This is a genomic window from Thermosipho japonicus, assembly GCF_014201655.1.
Taxonomy (GTDB): domain Bacteria; phylum Thermotogota; class Thermotogae; order Thermotogales; family Fervidobacteriaceae; genus Thermosipho; species Thermosipho japonicus.
Genome location: NZ_JACHEX010000001.1, coordinates 615,454 through 627,204, shown reverse-complemented (window position 1 = coordinate 627,204; position 11,751 = coordinate 615,454). Strand labels below are relative to the sequence as shown.

Sequence of the window (11,751 nt, the reverse complement as noted above, 5' to 3'; positions counted from 1 at the left end):
TTTTTTACATTTATTATTATACCTTTAAAGAAGCAAAATTCAAAAAAATTTTTGTATAACTCTTGACAATATTTTTTTGTGTGTTAAAATAAAATTCGGTCTGGGTGCGTAGCTCAGTGGGAGAGCGCTTCCTTGACGCGGAAGAGGCCGCAGGTTCAATCCCTGCCGCACCCACCAGTGGGGTTAGTCCCCATCTTTTTTAGTTGGGGCGTCGTCTAACTGGCAGGACACTGGACTTTGGCTCCAGCAGTGTAGGTTCGAGTCCTACCGCCCCAGCCAGAGGGCTTGTATAAGCCCTCTTTTTTTCTAAGACCCCTTATTAAAACGCACGAAAGAGTGGATGAAACAAAATCTTCACTTATTTTTCAAGAGATTTTATATATAAATATGTATAATTTAGTTTGTAAAGTTTTGCGGCGTGGCTGAATCGAACAATTTAAGAGTTTTCGAAGGGAGGGTTTAGATGCCTACAATTAATCAGTTGGTAAGGCACGGTAGAAAGGTTGTTAAGGAAAAATCAAAATCTCCAGCACTTCAAGGACATCCACAAAAAAGAGGAGTTTGTGTCAGAGTTTCTACAATGACACCAAAAAAACCAAACTCAGCTTTGAGAAAAATTGCTAGGGTTAGGTTAAGTAATGGAATAGAAGTTACAGCATATATTCCAGGTATAGGTCATAACTTGCAGGAACACTCAGTTGTTTTGGTAAGAGGTGGAAGGGTTAAAGACTTACCGGGTATTAGGTATAAGATTATTAGAGGAGCATTGGATGCAGCAGGTGTTGAAAATAGAAAACAATCTAGAAGTAAATACGGTGCTAAGAGACCTAAGAAATAAGTCGGGAGGGAATAACAAATGAGAAGAAGGAGAGCAGAAGTTAGAAAAGTTCCACCTGATCCAATATATAACGATGTATTGGTTTCAAAGCTTATAAATAGAGTAATGTGGGATGGAAAAAAATCAATAGCACAAAAAATTGTATATAAAGCAATGGAGTATTTGTCAGAGAAAACAAAAAAGGATCCGCTTGAAGCTTTACATCAGGCAATTGATAATGTAAGACCACTTGTCGAGGTAAGACCAAGAAGAGTCGGTGGTGCAACTTATCAGGTTCCAATTGAAGTTGAAGAGCCAAGAAAGACTTCTCTCGCTTTAAGATGGATTGTTGAAGCAGCAAGATCAAAAAAAGGTAGACCAATGGCTGAAAAGCTTGGAGAAGAGCTTGTGAACGCATTTAATAATACAGGAACTGCGATTAAGAAGAAAGAAGATGTTCACAGAATGGCTGAAGCAAACAGAGCATTTGCACACTTCAGATGGTAAGTAGGAGGAGAGTATGAAGGAGATACAGGCTATATATGTTGACTTGAAAAAATTAAGAAATATTGGAATAATGGCTCATATTGATGCTGGTAAAACTACCACAACTGAGAGAATTCTTTTTTACACAGGTAGAAAACATAATATTGGTAGCGTTGATGATGGTACAGCAACAATGGACTGGATGGTCCAGGAAAAAGAGAGAGGTATTACCATAGTTTCTGCTGCAACCACATGTATGTGGAAAGACCATCGTATTAATATTATTGACACTCCGGGGCACGTTGATTTTACAATAGAAGTTGAACGTGCTTTAAGAGTTTTAGATGGAGCAGTTGCTGTTTTTGATGCTGCAGCAGGTGTTGAGCCGCAATCTGAAACAGTTTGGAGACAGGCTGATAAATACAACGTTCCAAGGATTGCCTTCATGAACAAAATGGATAAACTCGGAGCAGATTTTGAAATGGCTGTTCAAACAATGGTGGACAGGTTAAAAGCAAATCCTGTACCTGTCCAAATGCCAATGGGTGCTGAAGATTCTTTTGAAGGCGTTATAGATTTGATAGAAATGAAAGCAATTAGATGGTTAAATGAAAATGGTACAGAAATGGTTTACGAAGAGATTCCAGAAAAGTATAGGGCAAAAGCTGAAGAAATGAGAGAAGATTTGTTAGAAAAAGTTGCTGAATTAGATGACGAGATAATGATGCTTTATCTTGAAGGAGAAGAAATATCAAATGATCTTATTAAAAAGGCACTTAGAAAGGCAACTATTGAGAATAAAGCAACACCAGTATTTTGCGGTTCTGCAAAAATGAATAGAGGTGTTCAACCTCTCTTAGATGGAATATTGGAATATCTTCCATCACCACTTGATATGCCACCAGTTAGAGGTTGGGATCAAAACGGTGAAGAAGTACAAATTAAACCATCAGAGGATGAACCATTTACAGCTTTAGCTTTTAAAATTCAGGCAGATCCATATGTAGGAAAATTAACATTCTTTAGAGTTTACAGTGGTAGACTCGAAAAGGGAAGTTATGTATATAACTCAACTAAAGGTAAAAAAGAAAGAATTTCAAGGTTAATCTTTATGCACGCAGATAAAAGAGAAGATGTTGAATATGTAAGAGCTGGTGATATTGTAGCGGCAATAGGATTAAAAGATACAAAAACTGGGGATACCCTTTGTGATGAAAAAAGACCTGTTATCTTAGAAAAAATGGAATTTCCAGAACCAGTTATTTCAATAGCAATAGAACCTGAAACAAAAAATGATCAAAACAAGCTTTCTAAAGCATTAACATTGTTGAGTGATGAAGATCCATCTTTTAGAGCTTATGTTGATCACGAAACAGGTGAAACTATTATTTCTGGAATGGGTGAATTGCATCTTGAAATAATAGTGGATAGGTTAAAGAGAGAATTTAACACTAAAGTAAGAGTTGGTCAACCTCAAGTTGCGTATAGAGAAACCATTCAAGAAGTAGCAGAGGCAGAAGGAAAATACATCAGACAGAGCGGTGGTAGAGGACAATACGGTCATGTTATAATGAGATTTGAGCCAATTGACTTAAGTAAAACTTTTGAATTTGAAGATAGGATCGTTGGTGGAGTTATTCCTAAGGAATATATTCCAGCTGTTGAAGAAGGTGTAAGGGAAGCCGCACAAAGTGGTGTTCTTGCAGGATATCCAATGGTTGGAATAAAGGCAATACTCTTGGATGGTTCATATCACGAAGTTGACTCATCTGAAATGGCATTTAAAATTGCAGCAAGTATGGCATTCAAAGAAGCAGTTAAAAAGGCTAAACCGATTTTACTTGAGCCAATTATGAGAGTAGAAGTAACAACCCCTGAAGAATATATGGGTAACATAATAGCAGATTTAAACTCAAGACGTGCGCATGTTGAAACACTTGAATCAAGGGGACATTTAAGAATAATAAAAGCGCTTGTTCCATTGTCTGAAATGTTTGGGTATGCAACCGATTTGAGATCATTGTCTCAAGGTCGTGCAACATACACAATGGTTTTGGAACGTTATGCAAAAGTTCCAGATAAATTAGCGGAAAAAATTATTTCAAAATAAGTTATCCACAAAGGATAAAGGAGGGTGAATTATGGCAAAAGAAAAGTTTGTGAGAAGCAAACCTCACCTTAACGTAGGTACCATTGGACACATTGACCACGGAAAAACAACATTAACAGCAGCTATAACAAAGTATCTTTCATTCTTTGGTAGAGCAGATTATACTCCATACGAACAAATCGATAAGGCACCAGAAGAAAAAGAAAGAGGAATTACAATTAACATTTCACACATCGAATACGAAACAGAAACAAGACACTATGCACACATTGACTGTCCAGGTCACGCAGACTACATCAAGAACATGATTACTGGTGCTGCTCAAATGGACGGAGCAATCCTTGTTGTTGCTGCAACAGACGGACCAATGCCACAAACAAGAGAACACGTTCTTCTTGCAAGACAAGTTAACGTTCCTGCAATGATAGTTTTCATTAACAAAACAGATATGGTTGATGACGAAGAATTAATTGACTTAGTTGAAATGGAAGTTAGGGAACTTCTCAACAAATACGAATTCCCAGGTGACGATCTTCCAGTAGTAAGAGGTTCTGCACTTAAAGCAGTTGAAGGTCCAGATGATCCAAACGATCCAGTATACGCACCTATAAAAGAATTACTTGATACAATGGATTCTTACTTCCCAGAACCACAAAGGGAAACAGACAAACCATTCTTAATGCCTGTAGAAGACGTATTCTCAATCACAGGTAGGGGTACAGTTGTTACAGGAAGAATAGAACGTGGTGTTATCAGACCCGGTGACGAAGTTGAAATTGTTGGTATGAGCTACGATATAAAGAAAACAGTTGTTACAAGTGTTGAAATGTTCAGAAAGATCCTTGACGAAGGTCTTGCTGGTGACAACGTTGGATGTTTGTTGAGAGGTATTGACAAGGACGAAGTTGAAAGGGGACAAGTTCTTGCAAAACCAGGATCAATTACTCCTCACACAACATTCAAAGCACAAGTTTACGTATTGAAGAAAGAAGAAGGAGGAAGACATACTCCATTCCAAAAAGGTTACAAACCACAATTCTTCATTAGAACAGCTGACGTTACTGGAGAATTAATTGACTTCCCAGCAGGTGTTGAAATGGTAATGCCTGGTGATAATGTTGAAATGACAATTAAACTTATCTATCCAGTAGCTATTGAAGAAGGAATGAGATTTGCTATCCGTGAAGGTGGAAGAACAGTCGGAGCAGGTGTTGTAACAGCAATTGTTGAGTAAAATAAATTTTGGAAAGGGGGGAATTTCCCCCTTTCTTCCTGAAATAAAAAGGGAGGGAACAAAATGCCAGGACAGAAGATAAGAATTAGGTTGAAGGCATATGATCATAAATTGTTAGATGAATCAGCAAAGAAAATTGTTGAAATTGTAAAGCAAACAAATGCAAAGGTTTCAGGACCAATTCCATTGCCAACAGAAAGGACACTTTATGTTGTTTTAAGATCACCATTAAAACATAAAGATTCTAGGGAACAATTTGAAAAGAGAATTCACAAGAGATTGATTGATATTTTGGAACCATCACCAAAAACTATAGATGCATTGATGAAGATTAATCTTCCAGCTGGAGTTGACGTTGAAATCAACTTGTGATTTGAACTTGGAGGTGCTAGAGATGAAAATGATTATTGGAAGAAAAGTTGGAATGACCCGAATCTTTAAGGATGATAAAGTCATTCCTGTAACAGTTATAAAAGCTGGTCCTTGTTATGTTGTTCAGAAGAAAACAATAGATACAGATGGATACAATGCAATTCAGATTGGTTTTGAAGAGGCAAAAAAAGTTAATAAACCAATGGAAGGTGTTTTCAAAAAAGCAGGTGTCAAACCATTGAAAATATTAAAAGAATTCAGAGTAGAAAATCCAGAAGAATTTGAACTTGGGCAAGAAATAAAGGTTGATATTTTTGCCGAAGGTGATAAAATAGATATTACAGGATGGTCCAAAGGAAGAGGTTTTGCTGGTGCAATGAAAAGATGGGGATTTAGAGGCGGACCAAAATCTCATGGTGCAAAATTCCATAGGGAACTAGGTTCCGTAGGTCAGCACTCAGAACCTGCAAGAATTTTCAAAGGCAAAAAGATGCCGGGACAATATGGTAACGAACGTGTAACAATATTGAACTCAGAAATTGTTAAAATAGACGTAGAGAATAATTTAATAGCAGTAAAAGGTGGCGTCCCAGGAGCGAGAGGCGGCCTTGTCCTTATTAGAACAGCTAAAAGAGGATAAGAGCAAGCCTCGAAAATGAAAAAAGGAGGCATTAGGGATGGCAAAAGTTAGTTTGTTTAACTCAAAAGGCGAAAACATCGGAACAGTTGATTTAAAAGATGAAGTATTTGCTATCGAGCCAAATTTTGATGTTATTTGGCGCTATATTGATATGCAGCTTACAAATTCAAGAGCAGGAACAGCTTCTACAAAAACACGTGGAGAAGTGTCCGGTGGTGGAAGAAAACCTTGGATTCAAAAACACACAGGTAGAGCAAGACAAGGTTCAATTAGAGCACCACATTGGAGACACGGTGGTGTAGCCCACGGTCCAAAACCAAGGGTTTATTTTAAGAGATTGAACAAAAAAATGAAAAGACTTGCATTAAAGTCAGCTTTATCTTTAAGACTCAAAGAAGAAAATCTTATCGTTGTTGATGAGATTAAATTTGAAAGACCAAAAACAAAAGACTTGAGAGAAGTTTTAAAGAATTTAGGACTTGAAAATCAAAAAGTTTTGGTTGTTCTTCCAAAGAAAGTTGAGGAATATGTTAATGTTAAGATTTCTGGACGCAATATTCCAGGAGTTAAAGTTATCATTGCAGACAATCCTGGTGTTGACAGAACAAACATTGATGGATTGAACGTATATGATATTTTGAATCATGACAAACTTGTGCTCCTCCAAGGTACCGTCCAGAAGATCGAGGAGGTGCTTGGCTAATGAAGAACTATGCAGATGTTATTATTAGACCAATTGTTAGTGAAAAATCATATTATGCCAGAGAAGATAGAAAGTACGTTTTTGAAGTTTCTAAAGATGCCAATAAACCACTTATAAAGGAAGCTGTAGAAAAATTGTTTAATGTAAAAGTTGAGAAGGTTAACGTGATAAATGTAAAACCAAAACCAAAAAGAGATTTAAGACGTGGTGCAATGGCAAGACAAGGATATACCAAATCTTGGAAAAAGGCAATAGTAACTCTTAAAGAAGGGTACACGATTAAGGAATTAGAAGGAGAACATTAAAAGGGGTGAATAATGATGGGTCTTAGAAGATTTAAACCAACAAGCCCTGCAAGAAGACAAATGATAATACCTGATTTTTCCGAAATTACTAAAAAAGAACCGGAAAAATCATTAATTGCTCCACTTAAAAAAACAGGTGGAAGAAATAGTTATGGAAGAGTAACTGTAAGATTTAGAGGTGGCGGGCACAAAAGAAGATACAGAATCATTGATTTTAAAAGAGATAAAGTAGGAGTACCAGCTAGAGTAGTATCTATTGAATACGATCCAAATAGAACGGCAAGAATAGCATTGCTTGTCTATGCAGATGGTGAAAAAAGATATATATTAGCTCCTCAGGGTTTAAATGTTGGTGATACAGTATTAAATGGTCCTGATGCAGAAATTAAACCAGGTAATGCATTACCGCTTGAAAATATTCCAGTTGGTACAATTGTTCATAACGTTGAGTTTATTCCTGGCAAAGGTGGTCAAATTGCAAGATCCGCTGGTACATCATGTCAATTGATGGCAAAAGAAGGGAAATACGCATTATTGAGAATGCCATCAGGTGAGCTTAGAAAAGTTCCAGTAAAATGTTATGCAACAATCGGAGTAGTTGGAAATGAAGATCACAAAAACGAAGTTGATGGAAAAGCAGGAAGAATGAGATGGAAAGGTAGAAAACCACATGTTAGAGGTGTTGCAATGAATCCAGTTGATCACCCACATGGTGGTGGTGAAGGAAGAGGAAAAGGGCACCATCCACAAAGTCCATGGGGTCAACTTGCTAAAGGTTATAAAACAAGAAGAGGAAAGAAAGCATCAGATAAATTGATTGTAAGAAGAAGAAATGGTTAATGAGGAGGTGCAACGATGGGCAGGTCCACGAAAAAGGGACCTTATGTAGATCCCAAGTTACTAAAAAAAATAAGACAACTTAACGAAGCAGGCGAGAAAAAAATAATTAAAACCTGGAGCAGAGCAAGCATGATAGTACCTGAAATGGTAGGACATACAATAGCAGTATATAATGGTTTAAAACACATTCCAGTATACATTACAGAAAATATGGTTGGTCATAGATTAGGTGAATTTTCATTTACTAGAAGATTTGGAGGACACGCTGATAAGTCTGCAAGCAAGGGTCAGGTTAAAAAGTGAGGAGGGTGGAAACAATGCAAGTTCTCATAAAGAGAAACGGAATGAAACGTTCCAAATTCCATAGAGAGAGAAAAGAAAAATTATCAACAATGCCAGTGTATGAAGCAAGAGCAGTAGCAAAATTTGTTAGAATTTCTCCAAGAAAAGCAAGAAGTGTCGCAAATTCAATTAAAGGTAAAAATGTTTCAGAAGCATTTACAATTCTTGAATTTTCTCCAAAAAAGGCTGCAAGACTTATAAAAAATGTGTTAAAATCAGCAGTGGCTAATGCTGTTAATAACCATGGCCTTAATGAGGAAAATTTATATGTTTACACATGCTATGTAAACGATGGTCCAAGAATGAAAAGAATTTGGCCAAGAGGTAGAGGTAGTGCAGATATAATTCAAAAAAGGATGTCCCATATTACAGTAATTGTTAGAGACAAGGAAGCCGAAAAGGCTGCAAAGGAAGAAAAGTGATAGAAAGGTGAGGTGGTAAGGTGGGTCAAAAAGTTCATCCACGCGGCTTCAGGCTCGGGATAACAGCAGATTGGCAGGCAACATGGTTTAATGAAAAGAATTACAAGGAATACTTGCTTGAAGACGAAGAAATTAGAAAAGTTATAAAGAATAAATATGCACAAGCAGGAATTAGTGAGATTGTTATTGAAAGGCCAGATTCAGAAAGAGTAATTGCAATTATAAAATCTGCAAGGCCAGGAATAATTATAGGTAAAAAAGGTGCAGAAATAACAGAATTAAGACAAAATCTTGAGAAGAGATTTAACAGAAGATTTATAGTCAATGTTGAGGAAATTAAAAATCCTGAAGTTGATGCACAGTTAGTAGCGGAAAATATTGCAAGCAGAATTGAAAAACGTGCATCTTATAAAGTAGTAATGAAAAAGGCTATTTTTAATGCTATGAAAAAAGGTGCAAAAGGTATAAAAATAATGGTTTCTGGAAGACTTGCAGGTGCAGAAATTGCAAGAACAGAATGGTATTTGAAGGGAAGACTTCCACTTCAAACTATAAAATCAATAATCGATTATGGCACAGCTAGAGCTGAAACAAAATATGGTACAATTGGTATTAAAGTATGGATTTATAAAGGCGACGCCGATATCTGACGTCTAAAGGAGGTAGTACGACATGTTAATGCCAAAAAGAGTTAAGTACAGAAAACAACATAGAGGTAGAATGAAAGGAAATGCAAAAGGCGGAGCATTAGTAAGCTTTGGTGAATATGGTCTTAAAGCTATGGAGTCACACTGGATTACAGCGCAGCAGATAGAAGCATGTAGAATTGCAATTACAAGAACTTTAAAGAAAACTGGTAAACTTTGGATTAGAGTTTTTCCTGATAAATCATATACAAAACACCCGGCTGAGAGTAAGCTAGGTAAAGGTAAAGGAAACGTTGAAGGTTGGGTAGCAGTAGTAAAACCAGGTAAAATATTATTTGAAATTGGTGGAGTAGATGAAAAGCTTGCTAGAGAAGCGTTAGAATATGCTGCTACAAAACTTCCAATAAGAACAAAAATAGTAAAAAGACACGAGATAGGTGGTGAAGCAGTATGAAGGCTGCTGAACTTAGAAATTTAACAAATGAAGAATTGATGAATTTATTAGAAGAAAAGAAAAGAACACTCATGAACTTGAGATTCCAGAACGTTTTGGGACAACTTACGGACTACAGTCAAATTTCAAAGACAAGGAAAGACATAGCAAGAATCAAAACAATTCTCAGGGAAAGAGAATTGGGTGTAAGGAGGTAATTGACATGCCTAAAAAGAAATTGGTTGGCGAAGTTGTAAGCGATAAAATGGATAAGACAGTTGTAGTTGCAGTTAGTACATTAGTAAAACACCCGAGAGTGGGGAAATATATCAAGAGAACAAAAAAGTATTATGCACACGATGAAAATAACGAATGTAGAGATGGAGATATAGTTGAAATTATTGAATCAAGACCATTGAGTAAATTAAAAAGATGGAGAGTACTTAGAATTGTAGAAAGATCAGTTTTTGCGGATGAGACTTTAGACGAAGAAACGGAAGGAGGTAGTAGTGATGATAATTAATGAAAGCTACCTCAATGTTGCAGACAACTCAGGAGCAAAACTTTTAAGAGTTATTAGAGTAATGGGTGGTTCAAGAAGAAAATGGGGAACAGTTGGAGATGTAGTTGTATGTAGTGTTAGAGATGCAGTACCAAATGGAGATTTGAAAAAAGGCGATGTTGTAAAGGCTGTTATTGTTAGAACGAAAAAAGAAATTAGAAGACCAGATGGTACTTATATTCGTTTTGATGATAATGCCGCTGTCGTACTAGATAAATATAACGAGCCTAAGGGGACACGTGTTTTTGGTCCAGTTGCAAAGGAATTAAGAGAAAAAGGATTTATGAAAATTGTCTCCTTAGCGCCTGAAGTATTTTAAGGGGTGATGTGAAGTGGCAAGGAAAATAAGAAAAGGCGATACAGTAATGGTACTTTCTGGAAAAGATAAAGGAAAAACAGGTGAAGTTGTAAGAGTAATTCCAAAAGAAGATAAAGTAATTGTAAGAGGAGTAAATGTTGTAAAAAGACATCAAAGACCAAATGCACAAATGAGACAAGGCGGAATTATTGAGAAAGAATCACCAATTTATGCTTGTAAGGTTGCATTAGTGTGCCCAAGCTGTGGAAAAGCAACAAGAGTTGGATTCAGATTTTTAGAAGATGGAACAAAAGTAAGGTACTGTAAGAAGTGTGGAGAAGTCATAGATAAGTAAGGAGGCATAGAGCATGCAGTACATACCATTGAAAGAAAAGTATGAAAATGAAATCAAACCTGCAATGATGAAAGAATTTGGATATAAAAATATTCATCAAGTTCCAAAACTAGAAAAGATAGTTATTAACATGGGTATCGGTGAAGGTTCAAGAAACAAAGATGTTATTGATATTCATGCAAAAGAATTAGCACTTATTGCAGGCCAGAAACCTGTTGTAACTAGAGCAAAAAAGAGTATCTCTAACTTTAAAATAAGAAAAGGAATGCCAATAGGTTTAAAAGTAACATTAAGAGGAGTTAACATGTACAACTTCTTGTACAAACTTATTAATTTGGTTCTTCCAAAAGTTAGAGACTTTAGAGGATTGAATCCAAATGGTTTTGATGGAAGAGGAAATTATTCATTTGGATTGACCGAACAGTTGGTCTTTCCTGAAATATCTCCAGATCAAGTTAGAAGAGTCCAAGGAATGGATATTGTAATTGTTACAACTGCTAAAACAGATGATGAAGCAAGAAAATTATTAGAGCTCTTTGGATTCCCGTTTAAAAGATAATAAGGAGGTTTAAATATGGCAAGAAAAGGTCTTGTTGAAAGATGGAAAAAGCCAAAGAAATTTAAAACAAGAGAATATACAAGATGTAAGATTTGTGGAAGAGCACATTCCGTATATAGAGAATTTGGTATTTGTAGAGTTTGTTTCAGAAAAATGGCCAATGAGGGAAAACTCCCGGGAGTTAGGAAGGCAACATGGTAAAAGGAGGGGAATACAATGTGGAGCGATCCAATAGCTGACATGCTCACTCGAATAAGGAATGCAAATGTTGCATTAAAAGAACAAGTAGATGTACCAGCATCAAACTTGAAAAAAGAAATTGCAGAAATATTAAAAAGAGAAGGATTTATAAAAGACTACACATATATTGAAGATGGAAAACAGGGAATAATAAGAATTCACATGAAATACAAAGGAACAAGAAGAAATAGAGAGAGAGTAATTCATGGTATTGTAAGAGTTTCAAAGCCTGGAAGAAGAATATATGTTGGAAAAGATAATCTTCCAAAGGTTAAGAATGGATTAGGTATAGCTATTTTAACAACATCAAAAGGCGTATTAACTGACAAGCAAGCAAGAGAAATCGGTGTTGGCGGAGAAGTTATTGCCTATATTTGGTAAGGAGG

The 11,751-nt window shown here is 36.2% G+C and carries 20 protein-coding genes and 2 tRNA genes; all 22 read left to right on the top strand.

What is annotated here, in order from left to right:
* Positions 1-102 precede the first annotated feature (102 nt).
* The 22 genes from HNP65_RS03365 to rpsH all read left to right on the top strand — a co-directional run bounded on the left by HNP65_RS03365 (position 103) and on the right by rpsH (position 11,746).
* Positions 103-177 (top strand) — tRNA-Val (locus HNP65_RS03365).
* Positions 178-204: 27 nt separating this feature from the next.
* Positions 205-279: transfer RNA gene (locus HNP65_RS03360), tRNA-Gln, on the top strand.
* Positions 280-463: 184 nt separating this feature from the next.
* A complete protein-coding gene (gene rpsL, locus HNP65_RS03355; RefSeq protein WP_184618918.1) occupies positions 464-838 on the top strand; it encodes a 30S ribosomal protein S12 in 375 nt (124 codons plus the stop codon).
* A gap of 18 nt (positions 839-856) precedes the next feature.
* Positions 857-1,324: a 30S ribosomal protein S7 gene (rpsG, locus tag HNP65_RS03350; RefSeq protein ID WP_004101430.1), complete on the top strand. Its 468-nt coding sequence runs from the start codon at positions 857-859 to the stop codon at positions 1,322-1,324.
* A 13-nt stretch (positions 1,325-1,337) separates the two neighbouring features.
* Positions 1,338-3,413 carry an elongation factor G gene (gene fusA / locus HNP65_RS03345; protein WP_184618917.1) on the top strand — a complete coding sequence of 692 codons (2,076 nt, stop codon included), beginning with the start codon at positions 1,338-1,340 and terminating at the stop codon, positions 3,411-3,413.
* A gap of 31 nt (positions 3,414-3,444) precedes the next feature.
* Entirely contained in the window at positions 3,445-4,647 is a 1,203-nt protein-coding gene (gene tuf / locus HNP65_RS03340) for an elongation factor Tu (protein ID WP_184618916.1), read from the top strand.
* 63 nt (positions 4,648-4,710) lie between these two features.
* Positions 4,711-5,019 (top strand): 30S ribosomal protein S10, encoded by a 309-nt coding sequence (gene rpsJ, locus HNP65_RS03335; RefSeq protein ID WP_004101436.1) that lies wholly within the window; start codon positions 4,711-4,713, stop codon positions 5,017-5,019.
* 22 nt (positions 5,020-5,041) lie between these two features.
* A complete protein-coding gene (gene rplC / locus HNP65_RS03330) occupies positions 5,042-5,659 on the top strand; it encodes a 50S ribosomal protein L3 (RefSeq protein ID WP_004101438.1) in 618 nt (205 codons plus the stop codon).
* A gap of 37 nt (positions 5,660-5,696) precedes the next feature.
* Positions 5,697-6,362: a 50S ribosomal protein L4 gene (gene rplD, locus HNP65_RS03325; protein WP_126992588.1), complete on the top strand. Its 666-nt coding sequence runs from the start codon at positions 5,697-5,699 to the stop codon at positions 6,360-6,362.
* Entirely contained in the window at positions 6,362-6,667 is a 306-nt protein-coding gene (gene rplW / locus HNP65_RS03320; RefSeq protein ID WP_004101443.1) for a 50S ribosomal protein L23, read from the top strand. The genes rplD and rplW overlap by 1 nt, the downstream gene beginning before the upstream one ends.
* 15 nt (positions 6,668-6,682) lie before the next feature.
* Positions 6,683-7,507, top strand: coding sequence for a 50S ribosomal protein L2 (gene rplB / locus HNP65_RS03315; RefSeq protein ID WP_184618915.1), 825 nt, complete (start codon positions 6,683-6,685; stop codon positions 7,505-7,507).
* Between the two features lie 15 nt (positions 7,508-7,522).
* On the top strand, positions 7,523-7,810 hold the full coding sequence (gene rpsS / locus HNP65_RS03310; RefSeq protein ID WP_004101445.1) for a 30S ribosomal protein S19: 288 nt from the start codon (positions 7,523-7,525) through the stop codon (positions 7,808-7,810).
* Positions 7,811-7,824: 14 nt separating this feature from the next.
* Positions 7,825-8,271 (top strand): 50S ribosomal protein L22, encoded by a 447-nt coding sequence (gene rplV, locus HNP65_RS03305; RefSeq protein WP_184618914.1) that lies wholly within the window; start codon positions 7,825-7,827, stop codon positions 8,269-8,271.
* Positions 8,272-8,291: 20 nt separating this feature from the next.
* The gene (gene rpsC, locus HNP65_RS03300) at positions 8,292-8,921 is read left to right on the top strand and encodes a 30S ribosomal protein S3 (protein ID WP_184618913.1); all 630 of its coding nucleotides are present in this window, start codon (positions 8,292-8,294) and stop codon (positions 8,919-8,921) included.
* Between the two features lie 22 nt (positions 8,922-8,943).
* Positions 8,944-9,372 (top strand): 50S ribosomal protein L16, encoded by a 429-nt coding sequence (gene rplP, locus HNP65_RS03295; RefSeq protein ID WP_126992590.1) that lies wholly within the window; start codon positions 8,944-8,946, stop codon positions 9,370-9,372.
* A complete protein-coding gene (gene rpmC, locus HNP65_RS03290; protein WP_004101450.1) occupies positions 9,369-9,569 on the top strand; it encodes a 50S ribosomal protein L29 in 201 nt (66 codons plus the stop codon). The genes rplP and rpmC overlap by 4 nt, the downstream gene beginning before the upstream one ends.
* Positions 9,570-9,574: 5 nt before the next feature.
* Positions 9,575-9,874, top strand: coding sequence for a 30S ribosomal protein S17 (gene rpsQ / locus HNP65_RS03285; RefSeq protein ID WP_126992591.1), 300 nt, complete (start codon positions 9,575-9,577; stop codon positions 9,872-9,874).
* Complete coding sequence (gene rplN / locus HNP65_RS03280; protein WP_004101458.1) at positions 9,864-10,232, top strand: 50S ribosomal protein L14; 369 nt, start codon at positions 9,864-9,866, stop codon at positions 10,230-10,232. Before rpsQ ends, rplN begins: the two co-directional genes overlap by 11 nt.
* Before the next feature lie 13 nt (positions 10,233-10,245).
* Positions 10,246-10,566: a 50S ribosomal protein L24 gene (rplX, locus tag HNP65_RS03275; protein ID WP_126992592.1), complete on the top strand. Its 321-nt coding sequence runs from the start codon at positions 10,246-10,248 to the stop codon at positions 10,564-10,566.
* Between the two features lie 13 nt (positions 10,567-10,579).
* Positions 10,580-11,125 carry a 50S ribosomal protein L5 gene (rplE, locus tag HNP65_RS03270; RefSeq protein WP_126992593.1) on the top strand — a complete coding sequence of 182 codons (546 nt, stop codon included), beginning with the start codon at positions 10,580-10,582 and terminating at the stop codon, positions 11,123-11,125.
* Between the two features lie 15 nt (positions 11,126-11,140).
* Positions 11,141-11,326, top strand: coding sequence for a type Z 30S ribosomal protein S14 (locus HNP65_RS03265; RefSeq protein ID WP_004101463.1), 186 nt, complete (start codon positions 11,141-11,143; stop codon positions 11,324-11,326).
* Positions 11,327-11,341: 15 nt separating this feature from the next.
* Positions 11,342-11,746 carry a 30S ribosomal protein S8 gene (gene rpsH / locus HNP65_RS03260; protein WP_004101465.1) on the top strand — a complete coding sequence of 135 codons (405 nt, stop codon included), beginning with the start codon at positions 11,342-11,344 and terminating at the stop codon, positions 11,744-11,746.
* The last annotated feature ends 5 nt before the right edge of the window (positions 11,747-11,751 follow it).

Coding starts and splice junctions, on each gene's coding strand:
- rpsS (WP_004101445.1), top strand. CDS start 7,523: ATGGGCAGGTCCACGAAAAAGGGACCTTATGTAGATCCCAAGTTACTA.
- tuf (WP_184618916.1), top strand. CDS start 3,445: ATGGCAAAAGAAAAGTTTGTGAGAAGCAAACCTCACCTTAACGTAGGT.
- rplP (WP_126992590.1), top strand. CDS start 8,944: ATGTTAATGCCAAAAAGAGTTAAGTACAGAAAACAACATAGAGGTAGA.
- rplW (WP_004101443.1), top strand. CDS start 6,362: ATGAAGAACTATGCAGATGTTATTATTAGACCAATTGTTAGTGAAAAA.
- rplC (WP_004101438.1), top strand. CDS start 5,042: ATGAAAATGATTATTGGAAGAAAAGTTGGAATGACCCGAATCTTTAAG.
- rpsJ (WP_004101436.1), top strand. CDS start 4,711: ATGCCAGGACAGAAGATAAGAATTAGGTTGAAGGCATATGATCATAAA.
- rpmC (WP_004101450.1), top strand. CDS start 9,369: ATGAAGGCTGCTGAACTTAGAAATTTAACAAATGAAGAATTGATGAAT.
- fusA (WP_184618917.1), top strand. CDS start 1,338: ATGAAGGAGATACAGGCTATATATGTTGACTTGAAAAAATTAAGAAAT.
- rplD (WP_126992588.1), top strand. CDS start 5,697: ATGGCAAAAGTTAGTTTGTTTAACTCAAAAGGCGAAAACATCGGAACA.
- rplB (WP_184618915.1), top strand. CDS start 6,683: ATGGGTCTTAGAAGATTTAAACCAACAAGCCCTGCAAGAAGACAAATG.
- rpsH (WP_004101465.1), top strand. CDS start 11,342: ATGTGGAGCGATCCAATAGCTGACATGCTCACTCGAATAAGGAATGCA.
- rpsL (WP_184618918.1), top strand. CDS start 464: ATGCCTACAATTAATCAGTTGGTAAGGCACGGTAGAAAGGTTGTTAAG.
- rplV (WP_184618914.1), top strand. CDS start 7,825: ATGCAAGTTCTCATAAAGAGAAACGGAATGAAACGTTCCAAATTCCAT.
- rplE (WP_126992593.1), top strand. CDS start 10,580: ATGCAGTACATACCATTGAAAGAAAAGTATGAAAATGAAATCAAACCT.
- rpsQ (WP_126992591.1), top strand. CDS start 9,575: ATGCCTAAAAAGAAATTGGTTGGCGAAGTTGTAAGCGATAAAATGGAT.
- rplN (WP_004101458.1), top strand. CDS start 9,864: ATGATAATTAATGAAAGCTACCTCAATGTTGCAGACAACTCAGGAGCA.
- rpsG (WP_004101430.1), top strand. CDS start 857: ATGAGAAGAAGGAGAGCAGAAGTTAGAAAAGTTCCACCTGATCCAATA.
- HNP65_RS03265 (WP_004101463.1), top strand. CDS start 11,141: ATGGCAAGAAAAGGTCTTGTTGAAAGATGGAAAAAGCCAAAGAAATTT.